We start from the raw sequence: 26,616 nt of genomic DNA, 5'->3' as shown, positions 1-26,616 counted from the left end.
CGAACGGGTATTTCTGACCGTGCGCGACTAGCCGCGCAGCGCCTCGATCACTGCCGCCGTCTCCGGCACAACCCCACGCCACAGCGCAAACGCCGCCGCCGCCTGACCGACGAGCATCCCCAGTCCGTCCTCGACGCGCGCCGCATTATGCGTCTTCGCCCACGCGGCAAACGGCGCAAACGCCTTGCCGTACGATAGGTCGTAACAGTCGCCGCCCTTCGCCAGCAGCTCCGGCGGCAGCGCGGGCATCTGGCCGCTGTGGCCGGCCGAGGTCGCGTTGACGATCAGATCGTACTGATCGCCCTTCAGCGACAGATGCGTGCGCGGCAGCAGCTTGCCGACGCTGGCGAAATCCTCGGCGAGGGTCTCCGGCTTCCAGGGATTGCGGTTGGAGACGACCAGCTCGGCCGGCTTTGCACGCAGCAGCGGTTCGAGGATGCCGCGCACTGCGCCGCCGGCACCGAGCACGAGCACGCGGCGGCCGGCGACGTGAATGCCGAGGCGCTGCAGGTCGGCGATGAAACCTTCGCCGTCGGTATTGTCGCCGCGCCATCCGCCGTCGGTGCGGATCAGCGTGTTGACCGCGCCGGCGAGCTTCGCGCGATCGCTGACCGCCTCGCACAGCGCCATCACGGCGATCTTGTGCGGCAGCGTGACGTTGAGTCCGGCGTACCCCTCGGCATGCAGCGCCTTGAGCCGCTCGGCAAGATCGGCGGGTGCGATCTCGATGGCCTCGTAGCTCAGCGCCTGCGCGGTCTGCTGCGCGAACTGCGCGTGAATCGCCGGCGACTTGCTGTGCGAAATCGGCTGGCCCATGACCGCGTAACGATCGCTCATGCCTGCAGCCACTCGGCGGCAGCGCGCGCGTGATAGCTGAGCACCATGTCGGCACCGGCGCGGCGCAGGCAGGTCAGTGCTTCGAGCACGGCGGCCTTCTCGTCGAGCCAGCCGTTCGCGGCGGCGGCCTTGATCATGCTGTATTCGCCGCTGACCTGGTATGCGGCCACCGGCACGCCGAACTGGTCCTTCACGCGGCGGATGATGTCGAGATATGGCAGGCCCGGCTTGACCATGACGATGTCCGCGCCCTCGGCGAGATCGAGCGCGACTTCGCGCAGCGCCTCGTCGGTGTTCGCCGGGTCCATCTGGTAGGTCTGCTTGCCGCTCTTGCCGAGGTTGCCGGCGGAGCCGACCGCATCGCGGAACGGGCCATAGAACGCCGAGGCGTACTTGGCGGCATAGGACATGATCAGGGTGTTGCTGAAGCTGTCGCGCTCGAGCACCTGGCGGATGTGGCCGACGCGGCCGTCCATCATGTCCGACGGCGCGACGATATCGACGCCGCAGCGCGCGTAGAGCAGCGCCTGGCGACGCAAGATTTCACAGGTGGCGTCGTTGGCGACATCGCCGTCGTCGTCGAGCACGCCGTCCTGGCCGTGGCTGGTGTACGGATCGAGCGCGACATCGGCAATCACGCCGAGCTGCGGTACGACCTGCTTGATCGCCTTGATCGAGCGGCACATCAGGCTGTCCGGGTTCAAGGCTTCGTCGCCGCCCGGCGTCTTGCGCTCGGCCGGCGTGACCGGGAACAGCGCGACCGAGCGGATGCCCAGCGAGTACAGCGCCTGGCACTCCTTGACCAGCGCATCGAGGTCATGGCGGACGACGCCGGGCATTGCGCCGACCGGGCCGCGCAGCGCACCTTCGGCGACGAACAGTGGCTGGATCAGTTGGGCCGGGGCGAGGCGGGTTTCGCGCACCATGTCGCGGATGAACGCGGCTTGGCGCGTGCGCCGCAGGCGCGTCGCGGGAAAAGTACCGATCAGTGAGCCGATAGCCACCACAATTTCCAGGTCAGGGGAGCAAGGCCGGAATTATAGCGGCGCCGGCCCGTCCGCCGACGCCGGAACCGGTTTCGCGCTACCGTGGCGGCATCGCTGGCCAGGGGACGGCTCGATGCATCCGCGGATCGATCACTTACGTATGGCCATCGGCGCTGGCGCTCTGCCAGCGCGGCGGCCGCTGGATTTGATCGGACCGCTTCACACACCGCTGCCGGACTGAAGAACGACAACGATGGCTGACCCTACGCATCTGGCACAGCTTCTGGAACGCACGGCTCGTCACGAGCAAGCGGCGTTCCGTGCGCTGTACGACGCCGCCAGCCCGCATCTGTTCGGGCTGTTGCTGCGTATTCTCAAACGTCGGGACTGGGCTGAAGAAGCGCTGCAGGATTGCTTCCTGAAGATCTGGCAGAAAGCGGATACCTACGCACCGGAAAAGGGCGCGCCGCTGACCTGGTTGATGACAGTGGCCCGTTATCGCGCGCTCGATCTGTTGCGCGTGAAGCGGCCGGAAGTCGAGATGCCGGAAGAAGGTGAAGATTCGTCGATGGTGTTCGCGGATGAAAGCAGCGGGGTGGACCCGGAATCGGAAGCGGTGGCCAGCGAAGGCATCGGCCGCCTGAGCCTGTGCATGGAAGGCCTGCAGGAAGAGCAGCGCCGCTGCGTCATGCTGGCGTATTACGAGGGTTACACCCACCAGGAGCTGACCGAGGTCGTCGGCGCGCCGCTGGGTACCGTCAAAAGCTGGGTCCGCCGTGGCCTGCAGAAGCTCCGGGAGTGCTTGGGCGAATGAAGATCGAACAGACCAGGCTCAAGCAGATGTTGTCCGCCGAGTACGTGCTCGGCACGCTGACCGGCCGCGCGCGCAAGCGTTTTGCGCGCCTGCTGCAAACGCGTGCGGATCTGCGCAAGGAAGTGCAGTACTGGGAGCAGCGCCTCAGCGGCCTGCAGCGCGGCTTCACGCCGCAGACGCCGCGCGCCGTGGTCTGGGCGGCGATCGAGAAGACCATCAACACGCCGAACGTGACCGCGCTGCCGGTCGCGGCGCCGGCACCGCGCGGCAAGCTGGTGTTCTTCCAGGCCTGGTCGGGCATCGCGACCGCCGCTTCGGTGCTGCTCGCCTTCGGCCTGTACCAGGAAATGCAGAAGCCGCCGCCGGCGACGCAGATCGTCCGCATCGAAGTGCCGGTGATCCAGCCGATGCCCTACGTCGCCATGCTCAAGCCGAGCAACAGCGATGCGCAGTGGCTGGTGACGGTGTCGCCCGAGCGGCATCTGATCCGGGTCTCCGCCGCCGGCAAGTACGCGATGGACCGCCAGCGCGAGAGCCTGGAACTGTGGGTGATCGGCGACGACGGCAAACCGGCGTCGCTCGGCCTGCTGCCGGACGGTGAGCAGGGCGACATGGTGTTGCCGCAGGGCGTGCCGATGCCGCAGAAGCCGATGCTCGCCGTCTCGCGCGAACCGGCGGGCGGCTCGCCGACCGGTCAGCCGACCGGCCCGGTGATTCTGGTCACGCCGGCACAGCGCGCGAGCTGACGCGATTTCGTCGACTGCGGGACCGACGCCTCAGTGCGTCGTCACCGCGGATTTTCGGGTGCGCTTGACGGCGTACATCGCGGCATCCGCGCGCCGCAGCAGATCGTTGATGTCGCCGTCCGCGGCGGTCGACTGGACGACGCCGACGCTGGCGCCCGCGTAATCGATCGTGCAGCCGCCATGGGCGAAGACACCGGCGGTCGCCTTCTCCAGGCGGTCGGCAAGCGCGCCCGGCGGGGTGCCCTGCGCCAGCACGACGAACTCGTCGCCGCCGGTACGCGCCACTAAATCTTCGACACGCACCGCGGCGGTCAGCTTCCTCGCGATGTGGGCGAGAAAGCGGTCGCCGACGTCATGTCCGTACTGGTCGTTGATCGCCTTGAACCCATCGAGATCGACAAAGCCCACCAGCAAGGGCTCGCTGCGCCGTTGCACGTGGGCGAGCATCCGGCGCAGCTCCTGCTCCATGCGGCGCCTGTTGGCCAGGCCGGTCAGCGGGTCGGTCAGGGCATGCTGCGACAACTCGGTGTTGGTGACCTGCATCTGCTGCATCGCCCGCTCGCGCTCGACCTGCTGGGCGATGAGCTTGGCAAACTTGGCGAGCACGTTGATCGTGCCGGCCTCCAGGGCGACGCGGTTGGCGCTGGCGGCGCACAGGGTGCCGAACAGATCGCCGTCCTGCATGCGCACCGGCTGGCTCAGATAGGTGTTGATGCCCAGCGCGCGGGCCGCTTCGGAATCGCCCCAGCAAGCGGCGACATCGTCCGTATAGGCGCGGCCTTCTTCGAGCGCGCGCTTGCAGAGCGTATCGCCCCAGGGAACCGACAGGCCCTCCGGAATGTTCAGCGCCCTGGAGTTGCGCGAAAACAGAATGCGCTGGACGCCGGCGCCTTCGTCGATCGTCGTCAGGTACGTCGATTCGAGTCCGGTGACTTCCTCGAGCAGCTCCAGCATCGGCCGCGTCAGGCTTTCCAGGGAATCGGCAGCGGACTGCGCGCCGATCAGATGCTCCAGCGATTGATCCATGTCATTGAGCCTGCGCTTGGCCTTAACCGGTGTGCGGTGGGGCCGCACCTTGATGAACCCGCACCCTAACGCATCCTGGAATCGGGTTTCCAGCCGACGGGCTGTGCGTCGCGTTCCATCCGCCGGACGGTGCCGCTGATCGCGGATCAGCCGTACTGGGCCGGTCGCGTGGCGGCGCTGAAACGGAGGCGGCGAAGCGGCTGGTCGACCTGCTCAGCGGGCATGAACGCCGCCGACCCCCGCTTCAGGCGCCCTGGCTGAAGACCGGCCAGCTGCCGATGATCTCGCCGTCGCGGTACACCGCGATGTCGCCGAACTGCAGGAACACCGCCTCGCTCTGATGCGGGCGCAGGAAGACGTGATCGCCGACCTCGAGCGCGACATCGGCGGAGCCGTTGAGCAGCTCCTGGTTCGTCGAGTGGCCCCAGATCGCGTTGTGCTGCAGGCCCGGCGGCGATTCCAGATTCGCGTGCCAGTAGCCGCCGTAGATGTAGAAGGCGCGCGCGGTGTTCGGGTCCCAGGCGCGCAGCAGACCGGTCATCGATTCCAGGCCGGGCAGATCGGTGCGGTCGAGCTTCTTCAGCACCGGCGTCGCAATGAAGCAGGCCGGTACGTGATCGGCCAGCGTCGGCTTGTCGAAGTCGGTCGGCATGACGAGGCCGGAGCCCATCGCCAGTTCGTTGCAGGGGGCCGACTCGTCATACAGCTCGTACGTCGAGCTGCCGCCGGCATTCAGCGTCAGCGCGGCGGGATCGAAAGCCTCGCCGTACAGCTCACGAGCGGTGGCGACGCAATCCGCGTAGTAGGCCATCGACTTCGCCAGCGCCCCGCGCGGGCCGCCGAGAATGTCCGGGATCTTCGAGGCGTGGGCTTCGTAGCCCATGTAACCGGAGAAGCGCAGCGCCGGTTCGGCCTGGATCAGCTTGAGTACCTCGGCGACATCCTGCGTCGTCCGCAGTCCGCCGCGATGCAGGCCGACATCGAGTTCCAGATTGACCTGCAGCGGGCCGAGACCTTCGGACTGCCGTGCGCGCGCCAGTTCGGCGTACTCGCGCAGGCGCCGCGGTGTATCGACCAGCCACTCGATCTGCGCCGCCGGATTGAAGGCGCCGTTCTTGTGGCCGGCGAAGAAAGTCTGCGCCGCACCGACCGGCATCGGCTTGCCGAGCAGAACCTGCGCGTCGTTGAAATGGGCGCCGATGTAATTCAGGAAAGGCTGGTGAAAACTCATCAGCCGATTCGTGCCGGTCGCGGCGCGGATCGTATCGATCAGGCCCATGCTCGGCAGCGACTTGGCGACGATGCGATACGCCTTGTTGGCCGGCAGATGCGTCTTGAGCCGGCCGATGTTGTGATCGAGCCGGGCCTGGTCGATCACCAGCGTCGGCCGCATAAGCCCGGCGCGCTGCAAGGCACCCTGCAGCGTGCGGAAATAGCTGTCGTGCGCGCCGTGCTTCTTTCCCGGCTTGGCGGCGACAACGGCGGCAACCGGCGCTGCGACGGCAGCGGCGAGCAGCAGTCTGCGGGTGCGATCAACCACGGCAATTACCCAAGGCCGAATACCTTTTTCAGATAGGGATTGAGCATGCGCCCCTGCGGGTCGAGCTCGGCGCGGACCGCGAGAAAATCCTTCCAGCGCGGATAGCGTTCCGCGAAGACCGCGGCTTCCAGCGTGTTCATCTTGCCCCAGTGCGGCCGGCCGCCGTAGGGCTGATAGATCGGTTCGATGTCGGCGAAATAAGGCAGCGGATCTTCGCGGTGATAGCGATGCACCGCGATCGAGCCGGAAGTTTCATGGCCATGGAACGGCGACAGCCAGGCATCGTCGCCGCGGACCACGCGGACTTCGATCGGGAAGAACTCTTCCGCATGATGCGACTCGATGCGCGCGCGCACCTGCTTGAGCGCCGGCAGCAGCGCCTCGCGCGGCAGGTGGTATTCCATCTCGTTGAAGCGCACTTCGCGGCTCGACGGGAAGATCTTGTACCAGGTGTCGACCGCTTCCTCGGTCTGCACGCCGGACATCGCCAGGTCGAGCAGGCGGCCGCGCAGGCCGCTCCACCAGCTGGTGTAGTCGCGCAGCTGCTTGAGCTGCATCACCGAGTCGTTGTCCTGCTCGGCGCCGCGCGGCTTGATCGGATCAAAGGTCGGATCGATTGCGATCGCCAGGCCGCGCTTGCTGAACGGGATGTAGTACATCTCGAAACTGTGGTGCTTCGCCGCCAGCTCGTCGAACTGCTCGAGCAGAACGTCGAAGTCCTCGATCCAGGTCTTGCGCTTGAGCGTATGCGTCGCGACGTTCTGCACCGTGACCTGGGTGATGACGCCGAGGCTGCCGAGCGAGACGCGCGCGGCATCGAAGATTTCCGGATTGCTGTCGCGGCTGCAGTCGAGCACATCGCCACGCGGCGTGACCAAGCGCAGGCCGGTCACCATCGAATGCAGCGCACCGAGCTTGGCGCCGGTGCCGTGCGTGCCGGTGCCGATCGCGCCGGCGAACGATTGCTCGTCGATGTCCGGCATGTTCGGCATCGCCTGGCCGATCGCATCGAACATCGGGCCGATGTCGCCGAGCTTGGTGCCGGCACCGATCGTCGCCGTCAGTGCGTTCGCATCGTGAACGAGCAGGCCGCTGAACTCGCGCAGCGACAGCAGCGTGCCGTCGGTCGGCACCAGCTCGGTGAACGAGTGGCCGGCGCCGACCGGACGGATCGGCGTCGCGCCATTCTTCAGCAACTCCACCAGCTGATCGATGTCCGCCGGCGCTGCACGCTGCTGCGGCACGCTGTGGCGATAGCCCGACCAGTTCTGCCAGGGAATCAGGCGCTCGCCGTTGGCACCGACGCCGGCTGCCGGCGCCTTCGGCATGTTGGCCTCGCCGTGATCGTCGCAGGCAGTCAGTGCGCCGGCGGCGAGTGCGCCCAGCGATGCGGTCAGGAACTCGCGGCGGTTCATCGTCATGACGGGCTTACGGAGTCTGCGCCATGTAGCGGATCAGCGCGGCGAAGTCGGCCTCGCTGCAATCGCCGCAGGAGCCGAGCGGCGGCATGCCGCGGAAACCGCCGATCGTGTGATTGAGCAGGGTCTCCATGCCCTGCGCGACGCGCGGCTCCCAGGCGGCGCGGTCGCCCGCTTGTGGTGCACCGGTGCCCGGCACGCTGTGGCAGGACTTGCAGGTCTGATCGTAGAGCCGCTGCACGCCGGGATCGGCGGCGACGATGGTCGCAGCGGATGCCACCGGCGCTGGCGATTCGGATTTACTGCAGGCGCCGATCGAGCTTGCGGCGAGCACGACGAGCAGTACGGCGGAGCGGCGGAGCATCATTGAGCATCCCCAATCGTTGAAGGACTTCTTTGTCAGCAGCTGTGGCTGGAGTCGATCTTACCTCTGTCATAGTCGTCGGGCCGAGGGTATTTTCAACTCAGATGGGACAGCGGTCATTGATCGCATTCGGTCTCGAGCATTTGGGGGTTGCATGTCGCAGATCAGATTCTTGCTCCTTGCCTCGTCGTGCGTTGCGGCGATCTTGCTTGCCAGTCCCGACCTGCGGGCGCAGGACGCTCCGACCAGCGACGAACTGGATGCGCTGTTCGCGGAGCCGGCCAAGGATTCGACAACCGCGCCCGAGAGCACGACCGCGCCGGCGACCGACACTGCGCCGGCCGCTGCGCCAGACACCGCGCCGCCGCCGAGCGCGAGCGATGCACTGAACGAGATCGAGGTCGAGCCGCTGCGCGCGCCGCCCAGTGCGCCGGTGGCGAGCAGCGATGAGGAAGCACCGCGGCAGATCGAGGAGATCGTCGTCACCGCGCAGAAGACCAAGCAGTCGCTGCAGCAGGTGCCGGTGTCGGTGACCGCGGTCGCCGGCGACTTCATCCAGGAAACCGGCTCGGTCGATCTGGCCGACGTCTCGCTGTACGTGCCGAACGTGCGCGTCGACGCCGACGACCTCGGGTCGCCGCAGATCTTCATCCGCGGCTTCGGCACCAACGCGTTCAATCCGAGCTTCGAAGGTTCGGTCGGCTTCGTGCAGGACGAAATCTTCTACGGCCGCCCGGGCTACTTCACCGAGTCGATGTTCGACATCGATCGCGTCGAAGTGCTGCGCGGTCCGCAGGGCACGCTGTTCGGCAAAAACACCATCGCCGGCGTGTTCAATGTGTCGACCGTCGAACCCAGAGGCGACTTCTCGACGACGGCACGCTACAGCTACGGCGAGAACAACTCGCATCATTTCGAGGCCGCTGCCGGTGGCGACCTGACCGACTGGATGGGCATCCGCGTGGCGGGCCTGTACCGCAAGGACGACGGCGAGCTGTACAACCAGTTCCAGAACCGCGACGAGGAGAGCCTCGAACAGACCGCCGGGCGCGTGAAGCTGCGTTTCTACCCGACGCTCGGCGTGCAGAGCGAGCTGTTGCTGCAGACCTCGGAGACCAAGGCGCCGTTCTGGCCGTACCAGCTGATGGCGCTGGATGCCGACACACGCGCCTATCTGCAGTCCTTCGATCCGAACATCGAGGACGATCCGCTCAACTTCCGCACCTCGACCGACACGCCGGGCTATATCGAAAAGGGCTCGAACACGGTCGCACTGAACACGCAGTGGCAGATGGGCGAAGTCGGCGGCCTGAACGAACTGACGTCGACGCTGATCGTCGGCTACTCGGATTTCTACATCGATCAGCTCAACGAGCTCGACGTGTCGCCAGCCGACATCGCGCGCCTGGACAGCCATGAAGATCACAAGCAGCTGACCGGCGAACTGCGCTTTAGCGGCAATGCCGACAGCCTGTTCGGGCTCGGCACCGGCGTCGAGTTCGTCAGCGGCGCGTTCTGGTACGACTCCAACTACACGCTCGATGCGAGCATCCTCGCCGGCCAGGATCTCGGTTCCTTCCTGCTCACTTCTGACTTCCGCCAGCTGGCAACCTGCAACGCGGTGCCGGAACTCGGCGCGCTACTCAATCCGCTGCTGTGCTCCGACGGCCAGTCGATCCCCGGCATTCCGATCATCGGCGATCTGCTCGCCGGCGTTGTCGGCAACGACAGGTACACGTTCGACTACAAGCAGGACGTGCAGTCCTTCGCGCTGTTCGGTCAGCTGACCTGGAACCTCAACGAACAGTGGGCCATCACGCCGGGCCTGCGTTACAGCCACGAGAGCAAGCAGGTCGATACTTCCGGCCAGCCGGTCTGCGCGCTGTCCGCCATCCGGCCCTGCATCATGACGACGCTGCTCGAAGGCAATGCCTACAACCAGCCAGGTCTGGAGCGCAGCGAATCCGATCTGTCGCCGAAGTTCACGGTGCAGTATTTCGCCACCGACGAGCTCAACTTCTATACCTCGTGGGCCAAGGGCTTCAAGAGCGGCGGCATCAATGCGATCTCGCTGACCGGCGAAGGCCTCGAGTACGAACCGGAAGAAGCGCAGACCACCGAACTGGGCGTCAAGTCGCAGTGGTTCGATCGCACGCTGCGCATCAATGCAACGCTCTACGCGACGCGCTTCGACAACCTGCAGGTGCTCGCCTTCAACGGCATCTTCTTCGATGTCAGCAACGCCGCCGCCGCGCGCTCATCCGGCCTCGAAGCCGACATGCTGTGGCTGACGCCCTGGGAGCCGCTGAGCATCATGGCGTCGTTCGGCCTGCTCGACGCGCGTTACGACGAATACTCGACCGCGCCGGCGCCGGTGCGCAATCCGCAGAGCGGTGAACTGCAGCTCGGCGCGACGCAGGATCTGGCGGACAAGCGCATCGCCTTCGCACCGCGCACCACTGGCACGCTGACGCCGATGCTGAACTTCCCGCTGTTCGGCCTGATGGCGAAACTCGCCGCCGACGTGATCTACCAGGGCGGTCAGTACACCGACACCGATCTCGACGAGAACACCCACGTCGATGCCTACGTGAAATACGGCGCGCGCTTGGTGCTGTCCGATTCGCAGGACCGCTGGTCGCTGACGCTCGGCGGTACCAACCTCGGCGACAAGCGCGTGCTCAACCAGGTGATCGACGCGACGTTCTTCCCCGGCAGCTACTTTGCACAGCAGGCCAGCGGGCGGCAGCTGTTTGCGGCGGTGTCAGTCAACTTCTAGCGCGCGGATTCAGCCAGGCGATCAGGTCCTGCGTCACCGCGTCGCGGCAGGTTTCGTTGAGCAGCTCATGGCGCGCATCGGCATACAGCTTGAGCGTGACGTCGCCGAGCTGCGCGCCGCGGTAGGTCTTTTCCAGCCCACGCGCGCCGCGTTCGCCACGGCAGGCCGGGTCCTTGGTCCCATTGATCAGCAGGATCGGCAGGCTCTTGGGGATGCGCGCGAGCCGCTGCGAATCGGTCAGCAGCGCCGCGGCCTCCAGCAGCTCGATCCACATCGCGGTCGAGCAGCGGAAACCGCAGAGCGGGTCGGTCACGTAGCGATCGACCTCATCGGTGTCGCGCGACAACCAGTCGAAATCGGTGCGATTGGGTCTGAACTTGCGATTGAAGTCCTTGAACGTCAGTGCATCGGCGAGTGCGCTGCGCTGCCGGCGTCCCTGCCACAGCGCCTCGCCTCGCAGCAGCGCAAGCCCGACCAGGCGCATCGGACCGAGATCGGCGCAGCTGGCGGACAGAATGGCGCCCGCGAGTCCGCTGCCATGTTCGACGATGTAATCCTGGGTCAGGAACGAGCCGCGGCTGTGGCCGAGCACGAACACCGGCGTGTCCGGATGGCGGCGTTCAATCTCGGCGCGCACCTGGTTGACGGCCGACAGCGTCATCTTCCAGCCGCCGGAATCGGCGACGTGGCCCAATTCATCGGCGCTGCGCACGCTGCGGCCGTGACCCGGCAGATCCTGCGCATAGACGGCGTAACCGGCCCCGGCAAGTGCGGTACCGACGCGCGCATAGCGGCCGCCATGCTCGGCCATGCCGTGCACGATCTGCACGCAGCCGCGCACCGGCCCGTCCGGCGTCCAGCCGTACAGATAGGCGGATTGATTGCGGCCCAGCTTCAGCTGGAATTGACTGCTGCCCACGTGTAACGTCCCCGAGAACATGCGCGCGAGGTGGCCGGTCGCTGCCCGCGCAGATGACCGAAGTGTCGCATACCCCGAGGAGCAGGCCATGACGGCTTTACTGGCGATAGACCAGGGCACAACCAGTACCCGTGCGATCGTCTTCGACCGCAATGGCGGCAAACGGGCAACCGCGCAGCGCGAGCTGCCGCAACACTTTCCGCAGCCCGGCCAGGTCGAGCACGACGCCGAGCGCATTTGGGACGACACGCTCGCCTGTGTGCGCGAAGCATTGAAGACCGCGGGCCTGGAGGCTTCGGCGGTCGCTGCGATAGGCATCACCAATCAGCGTGAGACGACCGTGGTCTGGGACCGCGCCAGCGGAAAGCCGATCCACCGCGCCATCGTCTGGCAGGACCGCCGCACGAGTGCGTTCTGTCAGCAGCACCAGGATCGCTCGCCCTGGCTCAACGAACGCACCGGGCTGCTGCTGGATCCTTACTTTTCGGCAACCAAGATTGCGTGGATCCTCGACCAGGTTCCCGGCGCCCGTCAGCGCGCCGAAGCCGGCGAGCTGGCCTTCGGCACGATCGACAGCTGGCTGCTGTGGAAACTCAGCGGCGGTCAGCGGCATGTCACCGACGCGACCAATGCCTCGCGCACCGCGCTGTTCAACATCCGTACCCAGCAATGGGATGACGAGCTGCTGGCGTTCTTCAAGGTGCCGCGCGCAATGCTGCCGGAAGTGCTCGACTCGGCGGCCGACTTCGGCAAGACCGAGCCGTCGCTGTTCGGCGGCGCGATCCAGATCGGCGGCGTCGCGGGCGACCAGCAGGCGGCGACCGTCGGCCAGGCCTGCTTCGCGCCGGGCATGATCAAGTCCACCTACGGCACCGGCTGCTTCATGGTGCTGAACACCGGCGACGAGCTGAAGCTGTCGAAGAACCGCCTGCTCAGCACCGTCGCCTATCGGCTCGGCGGCAAGACGACGTACGCGCTCGAAGGCAGCATCTTCGTCGCCGGCGCCGCGGTGCAGTGGTTGCGCGATGCGGTGCATCTGATCGGCGCCGCCGGCGAAACCGAAGGTCTCGCGAAATCGATTGCCGATACGCAGGGCGTCTATCTGGTGCCGGCCTTCACCGGCCTCGGCGCGCCGTACTGGGATCCAGAGGCGCGCGGCGCGATCTTCGGCCTGACCCGCGACACCGGCATCGCGCATATCGTGCGCGCCGCGCTGGAGTCGGTCTGCTATCAGACCTCGGACCTGATGCGTGCGATGGCGCAGGACGCCGTCGCGCCGACCGAGCTGCGCGTCGACGGCGGCATGGTCGTCAACGACTGGCTGACCCAGTGTCTCGCCGACACGCTGCAGATTCCGGTCGTCCGTCCGCAGACCGTCGAGACGACGGCGCTCGGTGCGGCGTTCCTGGCGGGACTGCAGGTTGGTGTCTACGCCTCTCTCGACGACATCGCCGCACTGTGGCGCAGCGACCGACGCTTCGAGCCGAAGATGGCGGTCGAGCGCGCGGACGCGCTTTACGAAGGTTGGGTCAACGCGGTGAAACGCGTACGCAGCTGATCACCACTTGAAGAACGGCGGCGCGCTCAGCGGGTGCGCGCCGAACCACTCTCCCGCGAGCCGCATCAGCCGCTTGTGAAAGCCGCTGTTGGGAAACGCGGCGCGGACTTCGCGGACGATGCGCTTCGGCACGCCGAGGCGAACCATGCCCAGCGAAACATCGACCAGGTCCGCCTTGCGGAACACTTCAACCAGCGGGTAACGCTGGTCGGTCCAGGCGCGCAGCTTGTGATGCTGGTCGACCATCAGTTCGATCTCTTCGCTCCAGGCTTGCAGACCGTTCGCGGCCAGATACTCGCGTGCGCGCAGCACTGAAGGCGGCAAGTAGTCGACCGTGCTGTCGGACCAGATGCCGAGATCGTGGAAGGCGCCGGCGATGACGATCTTGCGCCGCTCTTCCTCGCTGCAGTCGCGCAGCGCGAAGCAGAAATGCGCCATGCGGTAGACGTGATTGCGGTACGGCAGGAAGTCCGGCCCGAGCTGTTCGCGCCATTGGCCGAGGATGTCCTCGAGCAGCGGGATCTGGGTTTCGATCTGCACCTGGATACTCCCGGTTGACGGCTGGCGATGGCTGGCGGCCCCATCCTAGCAAGCGTCGGGAATGGGTGACGCTACCCGCTCAAGCGCGATCGCTGATGCGGAATACCGCTTCGGCTTCGAGGATCAGGTCATGGCGGCAGATGTCGCCGTGCAGCACCATCAGCGGCGCGTGATACGGCCCGCGCAGGCGCGGGAACTGCGGGCGCAGCAATTCGAGGCAGCGTTCGTCGCGCAGGTAGAGCTTGATCGACTCGACCTGCGCCGTCGCCTCCGGCGTATCGGCGAAGTGTCGTTGCACCGCGTTGGCGACCACGGCTTCGAGATTGGCCAGGGTCTCGTCAAGCTGGCGCAGCGGATCGTCCGGATGGGCGGTGGCGTGACCGACGACGCTGGCGGTGCCGGATACGAGCAGACAGGCGTCGTTGCCGTTGCCGATCAGCGTCGCGCGCGAAAAGCTCGGACTCTGCGGGCCGTACTGGCGCGGGTACTGGTAGGCACTGACCTGGCGCGGATTCTCCACCGGTGTCCCCGGCGCCTTGCCGGCGAGGAAGTAAATCACCGTGCCGGGCTCTTGCATGCCGATCGCCGTGGCCGCCGGCAGCTGCTTCTCGAAATCCGGCTTCAAGGCGAGCGCCCGGCCGCGGCCGACGCTGAACTGCCGATAGCGCTCGTCGTCGCCGTCGCCGACATTGATGCCGGAGATGAAATTCCAGATGCGCAGGCAATGCGGGTAGCCCTGGCGCTGCAGCAGCTGCTCAAGGCCGCTATAGGTCTTGAGCATCGCCTCGTTCATGTCGGCCAGTTCGGCCTCCGGCAGGTAGATGCTGCCGAACAGCACTTCGCCGTTGTGGCTGTAGCCGAAGCCCAGATCCCAGCCATGCTGGACCGGCAAGCTGCTGACCCACTGCTCCGACCAGTGCGGCGCGGCCATCGAATCGATGCCGACGACGACGCGCCGCGGGTCTTCCCCGCGCTGCAGGCCGAGGCCGAAGTCGACCCGTCCGAGCAGGCGCTCGGGTACGGCGCTGCCGCGAGGGACGAACTCGCCGCGGAAGCTGGCGCTGTTGAACAGGGGAAGATTCATGACGGAGATAGAGCCGCTTGCGGCAAGCGCAAGCTGATTCGGCGATTATACGGGGGCACTCGGCAAGACGACTAAACCAAGGGAAGCCTCTGTGGCAGATCAGAACGACAGGTGGCCCACCCTGACCTGCGCCGGCCCGGACCGGGCATGAGCATCTCCGACTTCGCGCTCGCGCTGATCGTCCTGCTGGCCTACACGACGCAGGCGATCTCCGGTTTCGGCAGCACCGTCATCACGGTGACGCTGGCGGCCCTCTGGCTGCCGATCACCGACATCCTGCCGATCTCGCTGCTGCTCAACGTGCCGTTCTCAGGCTGGCTGCTCTGGCAGGAGCGTGCGCATGCGCAGTGGCGCTTGCTGGCGCGCGAGATCATGCCGTTGATGATCGTCGGCGCCGCCATCGGCGTCGCGCTGATTCCGCTGCTGGCCGCGAGCGGCACGATGAAACACCTCTATGGCGCGCTGATCATCGCGCTGTCGCTGCTCGATCTCTGGCGCCTGCGCCGGCAGCACATGCACCGCTTCGCGATGCCGACGCGACTCGCGATGACCTTCGGCTCCGGCGTCGCGCAGGGTCTGTACGGATCCGGCGGACCGCTGCTGGCAGCGGCGATGGCCGGCAGCGGCCTGAGCAAGGCCGCGTCGCGAGCCACCATGATCATGGTGTGGTTCACGATCAATACGGCGCTGACGATCTGGCTGTTCATCAAAGGCCATTACACGCAGGAGCTGCAGGTGACTTCCGCCTGGTTGTTCCCATTGACGATGCTTGGCCTGCTGATCGGCAATCATCTGCACGAGCGTATCGACGAACGTCAGTTCCGCCTGCTGATCGACGTGCTTCTTCTGGTTGCCGGCCTCGGACTGTTGCTGCGATGAACGGCGCCATCGACAGCGTCGATCTGCAGTTCAGCCCGACCGCCGCGCTGGCGCTGCAATGCGTGCTCGCACTGGTGATCTTCGGCGTCGCACTGGAACTGCGCCTTGCCGACTTCGTGCGCCTGCTGCGCGAACCGCGCATCGTGCTGGTCGGTCTGCTGTCGCAACTGGTCGTGCTGCCGCTGCTGACACTGGCGCTGGTGTTCGTGACCGATCCGGCGCCGAGCATCGCACTCGGCCTGATGCTGACCGCCGCCTGCCCCGGCGGCAACATGAGCAACGTGCTGACACACTGGGCCGGCGGCCGCACCAGCCTGGCGATGACGATGACCTCGATCTCCAGCCTGATCTCGCCGGTGACAACGCCGCTGATCTTCGGCGTGCTCGGTGGGCTGCATCCGGCAACACGCAGCGCGATGCAGGCGGTCTCGGTGCCCTACAGCGAGCTTGTCGGAACGATCCTCGTCGCGCTGGTGACGCCGCTGGTGCTCGGCATGCTGCTGGTCGAACGCTGGCCGCAGCTCGCGGCAAAACTGCGCAAGCCGCTCAAGCGTTTCGGCCTCGCGGTGTTCGCCCTGTTCATCGTGCTGGCGGTTGCCGCCAACTACGCGATCTTCTGGCAGGCACTGACGACGATCTTCGTGCTGGTGGCGATTCACAACGCGCTGGCGCTCGCCAGCGGGTACGGCCTCGCCCGCCTCGCCCGTGCCGGCCCCGCCGAACGCCGCGCGATCACCTTCGAGACCGGCGTCCACAACACCGCGCTCGGCCTGACGCTGGTCTTCCTCTACTACCCGGGCCTCGGCGGCATGGCCCTCGTGCTGGCCTGGTGGGGCGTCTGGGATCTGATCACCGGCGGTTTGCTGGCGCGGTACTGGGCGAAGCGGCCGGCGAATGCGGCGGAAACCGTTTAGCAGCCGCGCGATACCTGCTGCGCCTGCGAGGATTGAAGCCAGCCAGCGTGCCGGGTAGCTTCACGGCCAACTCGGCGGGTCGGACATTGGGCAGATCGTGAAGGAAATCGGAAAGGCGATTGCAGTTGCTGCGCTGTGGGCATTCTGCAGCCCGCTCTTCGCGCAGGCATCCAACGCTGCAGTTGCGGGCGGCCCGCTGTCTTGGCCGGACTATCAATGCCATGCCCCCCGCGAAGGAAAAGGGCTGCGCATGCCGGACAAGATGATCCGGCGCTTCGACGCGACAGAGACGATGCCGGATTTGGAGGCTGTTGCCGTCCTGGAGGAGCTGCTGGACAGGCTGTCGTCGGTGTCGATCGGCAACGTGCAGATTCCGTATGCACTGGCCTGGCGCTATCAGAAGCTGGGCAGGCCGCAAGATTTGCGCAGAGTCGCTCGGCGAGGCCTCGAAAGTCCCTACCTCGTCGGCAACGTCGGCGACCGTCTGAGACTGCTGCTTGCCCAATCATATGCCGACGAAGCCGACTGGAAGACGGTCACTGCATTGCTGCAGCCAATGACCGATGCAGAGTGCCGGCCGATCCCCGATGCAGCGCGCAAACTGCTGGCAATTGCGAGCATCCGCGGCGAGCGATATCCGGCGGCCTTGATCCAGCTTGATCGCATCTGCATGGTTGATGAACCCGAAGAGTTGCATTGGATGCGCTCGGCTTTGGAGATCGACTGCCGGCTCAACGGGTCGGAGGCTTGTGTTCGGCGCATCCTGGATTACGCAGCAGAGCCAGCGCCCAGTACCGAGCTGAGTCAGATGCTCGACGCCGCGCTGTCTCAGCTACAGACCGTAGCGGATGCCAGGCGCTATCTTGATGAAGCACGGAATTTGGGCCGGTTGAGCGCTGACTATCGGATCATTGCGACAGACATGCCGCAGATCGAGGAAATGGTGCCCGTGGATCGAGTCGTGCCCGAGTATCCAGCCGCCGCAGCGTTTGCCAGACAGTCAGGGTTCGTGGTCCTGAAGCTGCGGGTAGCGGCCGATGGCAGTGTGCTAGAAGCACTGCCGATGGATGCCGCGCCGCCAGGAGTTTTTGAAGCTGCGTCGATCAAGGCCGCGATGAAAAGTACCTTCAAGCCACGGTTCGTCAACGGTCAGCCGCAAATCACCGAAGGCCAGTACACGATCAACTACCGCATGGTAGCTAGCCGTGAGCAGGCCGCTGAGTCTGCATCGCAGGACGCCGCGACTGCATCCGCTCCAGACGAGCGTCCTTCCGCGCCCAGATGCCGTTGATCCAGGCCTGGAAGCGCTTGCGGTATTCGGGGTCTGCTTCGTAGTCGCCGCTGAGCATGTCCTGCGGGATCGGCAGCACGTCGATGAACACCGACAGCTGGTCCTGCTCGCCGCCGGCGAAGCTCCACAGCTTTGTCTTGCGGGTCGGCTGATAGGAGATCGTGACGTCGATGATGCCGGCGAACTGGTCGCCCATCGCATTGAGCGCGAAGCTCATGCCGCCGGCTTTCGGTCGCAGCAGATGGCGATACGGCGACTGTCCCTTCACCCGCTTCTCTTCACTGAAGCGCGTGCCCTCGAGAAAGTTGATCACCGTGACCGGCTCGCTGCGATACAGCTCGCAGGCGCGCCGCGTGGTTTCGAGATCCTGATTGCGCAGCTCGGGATTGGCTTTGAGCGCGCTCTTGCTGTGGCGGCGCATGAACGGGAAGTCCATGGCCCAGCAGCCGATGCCGATCGCCGGCACGTAGATCAGTTCCCACTTCAGGAAGAAGCGCGGGAACGGCGCACGGCCATGGAACAGGTCGAACAGCAGGACGATATCGGCCCAGGACTGATGGTTGGCGATCAGCAGGTAGCTCTTGTTCGGATCGATTTGCGTACGGATGTCGACGTCCCATTGCACGGTGTGCAGCAGGCGGAAGACCAGGCGGTTGTTGCGCACCCAGTTGGTCGCGATCCAGATGCAGTAATGACTGCAGGCGCGTTGCAGTGGCTGGTACGGGATCAGCTTGAGCAGCGCCGCCGGCGATTGCAGCAGGAACGCGCCGAGCGTGGTTGCGATCAACGCAATGCTGGTCAGCAGACAGATGATCGCGGGGGGAAAGATCACCGAAAGCATGGATACCTCCTGCTGCGCAGGTCCCTACTATTTGTGGAACGCCGGACTCAAGGCTTTGACGGCCTCGATCATAACGCCGGCGTGTTCCGGCGGCGTCTGCTGCAATATCCCGTGACCCAGGTTGAAGATGTGGCCGTTGCCTGCACCGAAGGACGACAGCACGCGCGCGACAGCGGCTTCAATCTTGTCGGGTTGTGCCAGCAGCAGCGTCGGGTCGAGATTGCCTTGCAGCGCGACCTTGTGCCCGACGCGCGCACGGGCACCCGCGATGTCGGTGGTCCAGTCGAGGCCGAGCGCATCGCAGCCGGTTTCCGCCATCGCTTCCAGATGCTGGCCGCCGTTCTTGGTGAACATGATCACCGGCACGTCGGGCGCGATGCGCTTGAGGTGCGCGACGATGCGCGCCATCGGTTCCAGGGAAAATCTCAGATAGTCGTGCGGCGCGAGGATGCCGCCCCAGGTATCGAAGATCATCAGCGCATCGGCGCCGGCGCGCAGCTGGGCTTCGAGATACAGGCTCACCGATGCCGACAGCTTGGCGAGCAGGCTGTCGAGCATTTCCGGTGCGTCGTAGGCCATGCGCTTGATCAGCGTGTAGTCGGAGCCGCCGGCGCCTTCGACCATGTAGGTCGCCAGCGTCCAGGGGCTGCCGGAGAAGCCGATCAGCGGCAGGCGGTCGCCGAGCGCGGCGCGGATCGTCCGCACGGCGTTCATGACGTACTTCAACTCACCTTCCGGGTCCGGCACGCCGAGCGCCTCGATGCTGCGCGCGTCGCGCACCGGGCGGTCGAACACCGGGCCTTCGCCCTCGACGAAGCGCAGGCCCAGGCCCATCGCGTCGGGAATCGTCAGGATGTCGGAGAACAGGATCGCGGCGTCGAGGTCGTAGCGCGCGAGCGGCTGCAGCGTGACTTCGCAGCACAGCTCGGCGTTGCGGCACAGGCTCATGAAGTCGCCGGCCTTGGCACGCGAGACGCGATACTCCGGCAGATAGCGACCGGCCTGGCGCATCATCCACACCGGCGTGCGGTCCACCGGTTGGCGCTTGAGCGCGCGCAGAAAGCGGTCGTTCTGGAGTTTCATCGTCGGTAATCTAGGTTTAGCGAATGGATCGCGATTGAACAGCCGCGGCGATCTCGGCTTGCACGGATAGTGCCATTGCGCGCGGATCCGCCGCATCGCGGATCGGCCGGCCAATGACAAGATAATCGGCGCCGGCGGCAATCGCGGCGGACGGCGTCATGATGCGCTTCTGGTCTGCCTCTACGCGATTCTCGACCGGCCGGATGCCCGGCGTCACGCAGATGAGCTCGTGCGGTGCTTCGCGGCGCAGGCGTTCGACTTCGAGGCCGGAGGACACCACGCCGTCGCAGCCGGCGGCGAGGGCACGGCGCGCGCGCGACAGCACGAGGTCGGCGATGTTGCAGCCGAAGCCCAGGTCATCGAGATCGCCCTGGTCGAGGCTGGTCAGCGCGGTGACGGCCAGCACCTTCAGCGAGCCGAGCTTGGCTTTCGCCGCCGCTTCCATGATCGACTGGTTGCCGTGAATCGTGCAGAAGTCCGCGCCGCGCTCGGCCAGGTTGCGCACCGCGCGCGCAACGGTTTCCGGAATGTCGAAGAACTTCAGGTCGACGAAGACTTTCTTCTGCTCCGCCTTGAGCCAGTCGAGCAAGTCGAAGAAGCCCGGCGCCATCAGCAGTTCCATGCCGATCTTGTAGAAGCTCACGCTGCCGCCGAGCACATGCACCAGCTTGCGGGCCTCCGTTGCAGTCGGGACGTCGAGGGCGGCGATCAGGCGGTCTTGGGTCGGGATCAAGGTTTCAGTATCCGGTAAACAGAAGGTCGAGCGCGTTGATGAAGTCATTGCGGCGCGTGCGCAGGTCCATGACCTGCGTGCCCAACAAGCTGCTCGGGACGCCGGCAAGTTCGCCCATGGAAACGAAATAGGTTTCGCTGTCGATGGTTACGCGCGGATGCAGGGCGCGCAATTCGGTAGCCATCAATGCCACTGGCCGGAGCGGCGCGACGACACGCCCCTCCAGAACGCTGAGGGTGTCGGACTGCAAATCCAGCAGATACGGCGCCGTTTCGGGATCCGGGCCGCGGTTGCGATAGACGCAAAACTGGGTCATCAGAATTTGCGCACGCCGTCGCTCCACATCCCGTTGCGGCGCACGAAGTCGTTATAGACGGCAATCGCCTCGCGGTTTTCCTCCAGCCAGCGCCGGCCGTCTTCCTCGCGCAGCCGCTGCACCAGCGCCGCCTCTGCAATCTGCGAAACATTCAGGCCCGCCGCGCGTGCGCGTTCGATCAGGCCGGCATCCACGGTGAGGTTGATACGCTGCTTTGTGGCGCCAGGCTCCACGCCGCCGACCGCCTTCGACCGTGAGGATATCGCGCTCATATGCGTATTCCATGCGAATCAGGAATGCGCATTGTCATGCGCATTCCTGCGCAATGCAACCGACATCCAGGCGTCACGCCGTTGTCTCTGTCCTGAAGACTTGCCTCATTAAGGTGCGGAGTCCGATGCCCGACCCGAGCGCGCCGTGACCCTTTCCGCCGACGAAATCTGTTTCATCACGCCCACTTATCGCCAGGATTTCGATCGCTTCCAGCTGCTGCGCGAGTCGATCACTGCCTTCGGCCAGGGGCATGTCCGGCATTACGCCCTGATCGGCGGCGAAGATCTGGAATTGCTGCAGCAGATGAACCTGCCGAACGTCGTGCCGGTCACGATCGCCGAGCTGCTGGCGCCGGAGATCGAAGCCGGCCGCGTGGCGTACAACAACAGCGGTGGGCGCATGTTCAAGCGCTGGCAGCGCAGCCTGCACAAGCGCTTCGGCTGGTTTCCGAACGCGCGCTACTACGGCTGGCAGACCCAGCAGTTGCTGAAGCTGGCGGCGCCGGCGCTGTTGCCCGAGCGCGTGTTCGTCAGCTTCGACTCCGACATGATCGTCTGCGGTCATTTCGGCCTGGATGACTTTGTCCGCGACGGCAAGGTCGCGCTGTACGAGCGGCGCTTCCCGCTGGAGAAGCCGAGAAAGCCGACGAGCTGGCACGGTCTGGCCTGCATGCTGTCCGACCAGCCGGTGCCGGTGAACCCGGGCGACGAGACCGCGGACTACGTGGCCCTGCCGTTCGTGTTCGAAAAAAGTCATGCGCAGGCGCTGCATGCCTGGCTCGAGCAGCGCTTCCAGCAACCCTGGTGGCGCACGATTCTCGATCTGCCGCTGTGCGGCTGGTCGGAGTTCATGATCTACGGCGAGTTCGTCCGCAGCCGGCTCAACTATGAAGGCGTGTTCCGTCGGCCGGTGCGTGCCAACACGTACTGGATCGAACATCCGGAGCAGTTCCGCGACGCCGAGGCACTGATCCGCCAGTCCTTCGCCGATCCGGAAATGCATTTCCTGTGTCTGCAGGCCGACGACCATGGCGTGTGGACGCTCGATCGTTTCAGCAGGATCGTGCGCGGCTGCATGAACGAAGCGATACACGGCAAGCAGCGCGCTCCGGCCAAGCCGGCGCAAGCCGCGCCGATGGTGCCGCTAGTCCTTGATCGCCGCTTCGATCTTGCCCGCGCCGGGGCCGCCGACCGCGCGTAGTTCCTGCGCAAACAGCGCGATCCGCCATTCTTCGAGAATCCAGCGCGCCGCATGCAGCGGCGTCGGCAGCTTGCGAACCAGCGGCGTGATCTGGCGCGTGAGGTCCTCATCGCGTGCCGGCTTGTTGGCGAGACGCTCAAGACGAATGTCGATCGCGCGGATGTACAGCGCGACGCGCGGCCACTGCGCGTCCGGTATCGCCGTGATGAAGCCCGGCCCGAACAGGCTGTCGAGCTGCTGCCGCATGTCGTTGATCGAGTCCGGCCAGCGTTCGCTGAGCGTCTTCAGGCGCGCGCGAAGATCGCGTGCCTTGACCAGCCAGCTGGCAATCGTCTCGATGCGCTGCAAGGCATCCACCGAGAACGCACCGCGCTGCTCGAGTGCCGCCTGGAAAGCACCGCGCGTACGGATCGCGTCGAGGTCGAAGACCTTCTCGGCGCTGCGCTGGCCGACGGCGGCGGTCACGCTGTCGACATCGAGCGCGAACGAAGCGAGCAACAGCGCGAGCTTGTTGCGCACCGCCTTGTGAACATCGCGCATGCGCTCCGGCATGCGCATCAGCAGCAGTTCGCGCACGCCCTTGCGATGCGCGATCGCGGCGGCCTCCGCGGATTCGAACAGACGCAGGTCGACGCGGTCGTCCCGCACATCCAGTGCCGGCCAGGCGCGGGCGCCGGTCGCCAAGGCGACGTGGGCCGGCAGGTCATCGAAGTCCCAGTCGGCAAGGCTCTGCCGGCTCCAGTGCGCCAGCGTCTCGTCACGCGTCGCTGCCGCATTGAGCGCGGTGCGCGCGGCGCCGCTGTAGCGACCCTGCAGCGCTTCGAGCGTATCGCCGGCGCCGAGCAGCTTGCCGTGCTCGTCCTCCAGCTGGAAACGCGGCTTGAGATGTGCGTCGAGCCGTTGCGGATCGAACTCCTCCGGCGTCACCGGCACGCCCGTCATCGCGGTCAATGCCTTGCACAACTGATCGAGCATCGAACCGGGCGGCTCCATGCGCGCGGCGGCGGCGCTGGCGAACTCGGCGGCCGGCGTGAACGCGCGCCGCACCCGGTTCGGCAGACTGCGGATCAGCGCCTCGACCTTCGGTGCGCGCAGGCCCGGCACCAGCCATTCGAAGATCTCGGCAGGCAGCGCGTGCGCCTGCGCGAGCGGAATGTGGAAGGTCACGCCGTCATGCTCGGCGCCCGGATCGTAGTGATACGACAGCGCGATGCTGACGTCGCCGATATCCAGGTGATCCGGGAACAGCGACTCGACATCGGCGCTGACGCCGGGCCGCAAGGCATCGGCTTCCGTCATCTGCAGGCGCGCGATCTCGGCGCGCTGCTTCGGATCCTGCAGCCAGCGCTTCAGCGCGACGCTGGTGAAGACGGTCTCCGGCAGGCGCTCCGCGTACCAGCGCTCGAACTGCGCATCGTCGGCGAGCAGATCGGGCCGGCGCAGGCGCACTTCCTTGTCGCGGATGACCGCGATCACTTCAAGATTGTGTTCGAGGAAGGCCGGCTTCTTCTGCATCTGGCCGCCGACCAGCGCCTCGCGGATGAAAATCTCGCGCGCTTCCTTGGGATGCGAAGAGCCGTAGTGACGCGGCCGCGTCGTCAACGGCATGCCGAGCAGGCTGACATGCTCGATCGCATTGACCTCGCCGCGCTGCACGTTCCAGGTCGGATGCAGCAGCGTGCGTTTCACCAGATGGCCGCCGACCTGCTCCAGCCATTCGGGTTCGATCGCCGCGTTGGTGCGCGCGTACAGACGCGAAGTCTGCGCGAGCTGCGCGCTCATGACCCAGGCCGGCGTCTTCTTCGACAGCGCCGAACCCGGATGCATGTGGAAACGGCGTCCCTTCGGCCCCTGATACTCCGGCGCCTCCGGCAGCTTCTGGCCGATGTGATCGATCAGGCCGGCGAGCAGGGCCTGATGAATGGGCGCGTAGAGCGCTTCCAAAGACTCGACCGTCCATGCGGTCGTGTTGCGCTCCTCGCCCTTGCCGAGCAGATCGACGATCTGCCGATGCACCGCCTCCCATTCCTCCATGCGCAGGAAGGACACGAAATGCTCGCGGCACAGCTTGCGCAGCTGGCGGTTGTTGGACGCAGCACTCCATTCCTGCCAACGCTGCCAGAGCAGCAGCAGCGACAGGAAGTCCGAGCGCCGGTGGCGCCACTGCGCATGAACCGCGCGCGCGGCGTCCTTGGCCTCCGGCGGTACCTCGTGCGGGTCCTGCACCGACAGCGCCGCCGCGAGCACGAAGATTGCCTCGCGCGCGATGCTGCCGCGTCCGGCCATCGCGATGCGCGCGATGCGCGGATCGAGCGGCAGCCGCGCCAGCTCGCGACCCTGCGATGTCAGCCGGCCCTGCTCGTCGAAGGCACCGAGAATCTGCAGCACGCGCGAAGCTTCGGCGACATGGCGACCGTCCGGTGGATCGACCCAGGGAAACTCGTCGACCTGACCGAGCCCCAGCGAGGCCATCTGCAGCAGCACGCCCGCCAGATTGGCGCGCTTGATCTCGGGATCGGTGAACAGCGGGCGCTGGAGAAAATCCTCCTCCGCGTACAGCCGCACGCAGATGCCCGGCCCCAGACGGCCGCAACGACCGGCGCGCTGATTCGCCGCGGCCTGCGACACCGGCTCGATCTGCAGCTGCTGCACACCGGTGCGCGGTGCATAGCGATTCAATCGCGCAAGGCCGCTGTCGATGACATAGCGGATACCGGGTACCGTCAGCGAGGTTTCGGCGACGTTCGTCGCGAGCACGATGCGCGGCGCGCGGCCGGTGCTGAAGACCTTGTCCTGCGCCGCCGCCGCGAGGCGCGAGTACAGCGGCAGAATCTCGGCGCGCTGATAACGACCGCCGAGCACGCGCGCGGTGTCGCGGATCTCGCGCTCGCCGGGCAGGAACACGAGGATGTCGCCATCGCCGCGCCCGCCTCGCCACAGGGTGTCGACCGCGTTGGCGATCGCATCCTCCAGATCGGCGTCCTCGGAGATCTCCTGATAGCGCTGCTCGACCGGATAGGTGCGGCCCGAAACGCTGATGATCGGTGCGCCGTTGAAGTGTGCCGACAGGCGCTCCGGATCGAGCGTCGCGGACGTGACGATGAGCTTCAGGTCCGGCCGCTGCGGCAGGATGCGCTTGAGCCAGCCGAGCAGGAAATCGATGTTGAGGCTGCGCTCATGCGCCTCGTCGATGATGATCGTGTCGTACTGGCTCAGCAGATGATCGCGCGCCAGCTCGGCGAGCAGGATGCCGTCGGTCATCAGCTTCACCAGCGTCTGTTCGGAAGTGCGCCGATCGAAGCGGGTTTCGTAGCCGACCAGCGCGCCGAGATGGGTCTTCAGCTCCGAGGCGATGCGTTGCGCGACGCTGCGTGCGGCGAGGCGCCGCGGCTGCGTGTGGCCGATCAGCCCGCGCGTACCGCGGCCGAGCTCCAGACACAGCTTTGGCAACTGCGTGGTCTTGCCGGAACCGGTCTCGCCGCAGACGACGACGACCTGATGATCGCGGATCGCCATCAGCAGTTCCTCGCGCGCCTGGACGACCGGCAGTTCCGCGGGGAAGTCGATCTGCGGGGGCCGCAGGCGCTGGCGATTCTCGGCGCGTTGCCGGGCCTGCTGCAGATCCTGCAGAAAGCGCGCGCCATCGAAACGTTCCGGCCGCGCGCGATCCAGCTGAGCGCGCAAGCGCGCGGCATCACGGATCAGCAGCTTGTCGGCAGCGCTCGCGAACTGCGAACGCAGGGTACTCAGTTCAGTCACAGCAGCGGCGCATTCCCAGGGCCGCGCATGATACCGGTCTCTCGATCGGAGCCATCAATCCGTGGTCGGCGCCGCTGTGATGCCGAGCTGGCTTTCCAGCTCGCCGACGCGGCCTTCCAGGGCCTGCACGCGAGCCAGCAGCTCGGCAAGGTTGATGCGTTCAGTCCCCGAAGCCGGCTCCGCGGAAGGGGCCTCGAAGGCTACGGACTCCGGTGCACCACTGAGCGTGTGGCCATAGCGCGTTGCGGCCTGACCCGGGGCGCGCGGCAGCTGCACGACCAGTGGCGTTGCGCGGTCGGCGAGATCGGCGAGCGCGGTCGAGAATGCCTCGGCATCGCCGGGGCCGTTCAGCGGCAGCGCGTTGGCGCGCAGCTCGGCGGCGGTCTGCGAGGAGCGTAGAACCAATGTCGTCAGCAGCGCCATCGTCTGCGGCTTGAGCATCAGCTGGTGCATGAACTGCTGGCGCCATTTCTGCACGCGGCCGCTGAAGCTGTCGCGGACGACGAGCTTCATCTCTTCGAGCCGGTTCAGTGCGCCGCTGACATCGCCCTCGGTCAGGTTCATGACCGGATGCCGCGAAGACTTCTGGTTCGCCGCGAGCATGATGGCGTTGACCGTCATCGGGTAGTACTGCGGCGTCGTGATCGATTTCTCGACCATGACGGCGACGACGCGGGCTTCGGCGGCGGACAGCTGCAGTTCGGACATGCGGGCGA

24 protein-coding genes are annotated in these 26,616 nt (G+C 66.1%); 8 read left to right on the top strand and 16 right to left on the bottom strand.

The window, feature by feature from the left end:
* Positions 1-27: 27 nt before the first annotated feature.
* A complete protein-coding gene (gene aroE / locus AC3WUF_RS00745) occupies positions 28-837 on the bottom strand; it encodes a shikimate dehydrogenase (protein WP_492421413.1) in 810 nt (269 codons plus the stop codon).
* Positions 834-1,841, bottom strand: coding sequence for a porphobilinogen synthase (gene hemB / locus AC3WUF_RS00740; protein ID WP_492421411.1), 1,008 nt, complete (start codon positions 1,839-1,841; stop codon positions 834-836). The genes aroE and hemB overlap by 4 nt, the downstream gene beginning before the upstream one ends.
* A 235-nt stretch (positions 1,842-2,076) precedes the next feature.
* On the opposite strand from hemB, the gene AC3WUF_RS00735 reads away from it, so the two are divergent.
* The gene (locus AC3WUF_RS00735; protein ID WP_492421409.1) at positions 2,077-2,637 is read left to right on the top strand and encodes a sigma-70 family RNA polymerase sigma factor; all 561 of its coding nucleotides are present in this window, start codon (positions 2,077-2,079) and stop codon (positions 2,635-2,637) included.
* The gene (locus AC3WUF_RS00730) at positions 2,634-3,383 is read left to right on the top strand and encodes an anti-sigma factor (RefSeq protein ID WP_492421407.1); all 750 of its coding nucleotides are present in this window, start codon (positions 2,634-2,636) and stop codon (positions 3,381-3,383) included. Before AC3WUF_RS00735 ends, AC3WUF_RS00730 begins: the two co-directional genes overlap by 4 nt.
* A gap of 30 nt (positions 3,384-3,413) precedes the next feature.
* Here AC3WUF_RS00730 and AC3WUF_RS00725 read toward each other — a convergent pair whose 3' ends face one another.
* The 4 genes from AC3WUF_RS00725 to AC3WUF_RS00710 form a co-directional block, all read right to left on the bottom strand.
* A complete protein-coding gene (locus AC3WUF_RS00725; RefSeq protein WP_492421405.1) occupies positions 3,414-4,409 on the bottom strand; it encodes a sensor domain-containing diguanylate cyclase in 996 nt (331 codons plus the stop codon).
* Between the two features lie 244 nt (positions 4,410-4,653).
* Positions 4,654-5,949: a DSD1 family PLP-dependent enzyme gene (locus AC3WUF_RS00720; protein WP_492421403.1), complete on the bottom strand. Its 1,296-nt coding sequence runs from the start codon at positions 5,947-5,949 to the stop codon at positions 4,654-4,656.
* A gap of 5 nt (positions 5,950-5,954) precedes the next feature.
* Positions 5,955-7,370 (bottom strand): D-arabinono-1,4-lactone oxidase, encoded by a 1,416-nt coding sequence (locus AC3WUF_RS00715; RefSeq protein ID WP_492421401.1) that lies wholly within the window; start codon positions 7,368-7,370, stop codon positions 5,955-5,957.
* A gap of 7 nt (positions 7,371-7,377) precedes the next feature.
* On the bottom strand, positions 7,378-7,734 hold the full coding sequence (locus AC3WUF_RS00710; protein WP_492421399.1) for a c-type cytochrome: 357 nt from the start codon (positions 7,732-7,734) through the stop codon (positions 7,378-7,380).
* A gap of 202 nt (positions 7,735-7,936) precedes the next feature.
* Between AC3WUF_RS00710 and AC3WUF_RS00705 the strand changes: the two genes are divergently transcribed.
* Complete coding sequence (locus AC3WUF_RS00705) at positions 7,937-10,510, top strand: TonB-dependent receptor (protein ID WP_492421397.1); 2,574 nt, start codon at positions 7,937-7,939, stop codon at positions 10,508-10,510.
* On the opposite strand, the gene AC3WUF_RS00700 is transcribed toward AC3WUF_RS00705, so the two are convergent.
* The gene (locus tag AC3WUF_RS00700; RefSeq protein WP_492421395.1) at positions 10,500-11,429 is read right to left on the bottom strand and encodes an alpha/beta fold hydrolase; all 930 of its coding nucleotides are present in this window, start codon (positions 11,427-11,429) and stop codon (positions 10,500-10,502) included. The genes AC3WUF_RS00705 and AC3WUF_RS00700 overlap by 11 nt on opposite strands.
* An 88-nt stretch (positions 11,430-11,517) precedes the next feature.
* On the opposite strand from AC3WUF_RS00700, the gene glpK reads away from it, so the two are divergent.
* Positions 11,518-12,987, top strand: coding sequence for a glycerol kinase GlpK (gene glpK / locus AC3WUF_RS00695; RefSeq protein ID WP_492421393.1), 1,470 nt, complete (start codon positions 11,518-11,520; stop codon positions 12,985-12,987).
* Here glpK and AC3WUF_RS00690 read toward each other — a convergent pair whose 3' ends face one another.
* Positions 12,988-13,527: a hypothetical protein gene (locus tag AC3WUF_RS00690; protein WP_492421391.1), complete on the bottom strand. Its 540-nt coding sequence runs from the start codon at positions 13,525-13,527 to the stop codon at positions 12,988-12,990.
* Positions 13,528-13,606: 79 nt separating this feature from the next.
* Positions 13,607-14,611, bottom strand: coding sequence for a chorismate transformation FkbO/Hyg5 family protein (locus AC3WUF_RS00685; RefSeq protein WP_492421389.1), 1,005 nt, complete (start codon positions 14,609-14,611; stop codon positions 13,607-13,609).
* Positions 14,612-14,758: 147 nt separating this feature from the next.
* Here AC3WUF_RS00685 and AC3WUF_RS00680 point away from each other — a divergent pair, with 147 nt between their 5' ends.
* The 3 genes from AC3WUF_RS00680 (at position 14,759) to AC3WUF_RS00670 (ending at position 17,695) form a co-directional block, all read left to right on the top strand.
* Positions 14,759-15,490 carry a sulfite exporter TauE/SafE family protein gene (locus tag AC3WUF_RS00680; protein ID WP_492421387.1) on the top strand — a complete coding sequence of 244 codons (732 nt, stop codon included), beginning with the start codon at positions 14,759-14,761 and terminating at the stop codon, positions 15,488-15,490.
* Positions 15,487-16,404 carry a bile acid:sodium symporter family protein gene (locus tag AC3WUF_RS00675; RefSeq protein WP_492421385.1) on the top strand — a complete coding sequence of 306 codons (918 nt, stop codon included), beginning with the start codon at positions 15,487-15,489 and terminating at the stop codon, positions 16,402-16,404. Before AC3WUF_RS00680 ends, AC3WUF_RS00675 begins: the two co-directional genes overlap by 4 nt.
* Before the next feature lie 97 nt (positions 16,405-16,501).
* Positions 16,502-17,695, top strand: a complete 1,194-nt coding sequence (locus AC3WUF_RS00670) for an energy transducer TonB (protein ID WP_492421383.1) — start codon at positions 16,502-16,504, stop codon at positions 17,693-17,695.
* Here the strand turns inward: AC3WUF_RS00670 and yihG are convergent.
* From yihG to AC3WUF_RS00645, 5 genes are read right to left on the bottom strand one after another with little or no spacing between them, the layout of a single operon-like run.
* Positions 17,604-18,536, bottom strand: coding sequence for a 1-acylglycerol-3-phosphate O-acyltransferase, YihG family (yihG, locus tag AC3WUF_RS00665; RefSeq protein ID WP_492421381.1), 933 nt, complete (start codon positions 18,534-18,536; stop codon positions 17,604-17,606). The two genes, AC3WUF_RS00670 and yihG, sit on opposite strands and share 92 nt — an antisense overlap.
* Before the next feature lie 27 nt (positions 18,537-18,563).
* Positions 18,564-19,619 carry a uroporphyrinogen decarboxylase gene (gene hemE, locus AC3WUF_RS00660; RefSeq protein WP_492421379.1) on the bottom strand — a complete coding sequence of 352 codons (1,056 nt, stop codon included), beginning with the start codon at positions 19,617-19,619 and terminating at the stop codon, positions 18,564-18,566.
* A 16-nt stretch (positions 19,620-19,635) separates the two neighbouring features.
* A complete protein-coding gene (gene pyrF / locus AC3WUF_RS00655; RefSeq protein WP_492421377.1) occupies positions 19,636-20,400 on the bottom strand; it encodes an orotidine-5'-phosphate decarboxylase in 765 nt (254 codons plus the stop codon).
* Positions 20,357-20,668 (bottom strand): CcdB family protein, encoded by a 312-nt coding sequence (locus AC3WUF_RS00650; protein ID WP_492421375.1) that lies wholly within the window; start codon positions 20,666-20,668, stop codon positions 20,357-20,359. Before AC3WUF_RS00650 ends, pyrF begins: the two co-directional genes overlap by 44 nt.
* A complete protein-coding gene (locus AC3WUF_RS00645) occupies positions 20,668-20,940 on the bottom strand; it encodes a type II toxin-antitoxin system CcdA family antitoxin (protein ID WP_492421373.1) in 273 nt (90 codons plus the stop codon). The genes AC3WUF_RS00650 and AC3WUF_RS00645 overlap by 1 nt, the downstream gene beginning before the upstream one ends.
* A gap of 145 nt (positions 20,941-21,085) precedes the next feature.
* Between AC3WUF_RS00645 and AC3WUF_RS00640 the strand changes: the two genes are divergently transcribed.
* Entirely contained in the window at positions 21,086-22,141 is a 1,056-nt protein-coding gene (locus AC3WUF_RS00640) for a DUF6492 family protein (RefSeq protein WP_492421371.1), read from the top strand.
* On the opposite strand, the gene hrpA is transcribed toward AC3WUF_RS00640, so the two are convergent.
* Both hrpA and AC3WUF_RS00630 read right to left on the bottom strand, forming a co-directional pair.
* Positions 22,085-25,900, bottom strand: a complete 3,816-nt coding sequence (gene hrpA / locus AC3WUF_RS00635; protein WP_492421369.1) for an ATP-dependent RNA helicase HrpA — start codon at positions 25,898-25,900, stop codon at positions 22,085-22,087. The genes AC3WUF_RS00640 and hrpA overlap by 57 nt on opposite strands.
* Positions 25,901-25,954: 54 nt before the next feature.
* Positions 25,955-26,608: a YceH family protein gene (locus AC3WUF_RS00630; RefSeq protein WP_492421367.1), complete on the bottom strand. Its 654-nt coding sequence runs from the start codon at positions 26,606-26,608 to the stop codon at positions 25,955-25,957.
* Positions 26,609-26,616 lie beyond the last annotated feature (8 nt).

This window comes from Fontimonas sp. FW305-C-3 (assembly GCF_058783185.1).
The sequence above is the reverse complement of the archived record's forward strand: the minus strand, read 5'-3'. Positions and strand labels throughout refer to the sequence as shown.

Excerpts from the sequence above, each read along its gene's own strand:
- AC3WUF_RS00710 (WP_492421399.1), bottom strand. The coding sequence starts at position 7,734 with ATGATGCTCCGCCGCTCCGCCGTACTGCTCGTCGTGCTCGCCGCAAGC.
- pyrF (WP_492421377.1), bottom strand. The coding sequence starts at position 20,400 with ATGACTTCATCAACGCGCTCGACCTTCTGTTTACCGGATACTGAAACC.
- AC3WUF_RS00685 (WP_492421389.1), bottom strand. The coding sequence starts at position 14,611 with ATGAATCTTCCCCTGTTCAACAGCGCCAGCTTCCGCGGCGAGTTCGTC.
- glpK (WP_492421393.1), top strand. The coding sequence starts at position 11,518 with ATGACGGCTTTACTGGCGATAGACCAGGGCACAACCAGTACCCGTGCG.
- AC3WUF_RS00630 (WP_492421367.1), bottom strand. The coding sequence starts at position 26,608 with ATGTCCGAACTGCAGCTGTCCGCCGCCGAAGCCCGCGTCGTCGCCGTC.
- aroE (WP_492421413.1), bottom strand. The coding sequence starts at position 837 with ATGAGCGATCGTTACGCGGTCATGGGCCAGCCGATTTCGCACAGCAAG.
- AC3WUF_RS00650 (WP_492421375.1), bottom strand. The coding sequence starts at position 20,668 with ATGACCCAGTTTTGCGTCTATCGCAACCGCGGCCCGGATCCCGAAACG.
- AC3WUF_RS00730 (WP_492421407.1), top strand. The coding sequence starts at position 2,634 with ATGAAGATCGAACAGACCAGGCTCAAGCAGATGTTGTCCGCCGAGTAC.
- AC3WUF_RS00675 (WP_492421385.1), top strand. The coding sequence starts at position 15,487 with ATGAACGGCGCCATCGACAGCGTCGATCTGCAGTTCAGCCCGACCGCC.
- AC3WUF_RS00680 (WP_492421387.1), top strand. The coding sequence starts at position 14,759 with ATGAGCATCTCCGACTTCGCGCTCGCGCTGATCGTCCTGCTGGCCTAC.
- yihG (WP_492421381.1), bottom strand. The coding sequence starts at position 18,536 with ATGCTTTCGGTGATCTTTCCCCCCGCGATCATCTGTCTGCTGACCAGC.
- AC3WUF_RS00735 (WP_492421409.1), top strand. The coding sequence starts at position 2,077 with ATGGCTGACCCTACGCATCTGGCACAGCTTCTGGAACGCACGGCTCGT.
- hemE (WP_492421379.1), bottom strand. The coding sequence starts at position 19,619 with ATGAAACTCCAGAACGACCGCTTTCTGCGCGCGCTCAAGCGCCAACCG.
- AC3WUF_RS00725 (WP_492421405.1), bottom strand. The coding sequence starts at position 4,409 with ATGGATCAATCGCTGGAGCATCTGATCGGCGCGCAGTCCGCTGCCGAT.
- AC3WUF_RS00645 (WP_492421373.1), bottom strand. The coding sequence starts at position 20,940 with ATGAGCGCGATATCCTCACGGTCGAAGGCGGTCGGCGGCGTGGAGCCT.
- AC3WUF_RS00715 (WP_492421401.1), bottom strand. The coding sequence starts at position 7,370 with ATGACGATGAACCGCCGCGAGTTCCTGACCGCATCGCTGGGCGCACTC.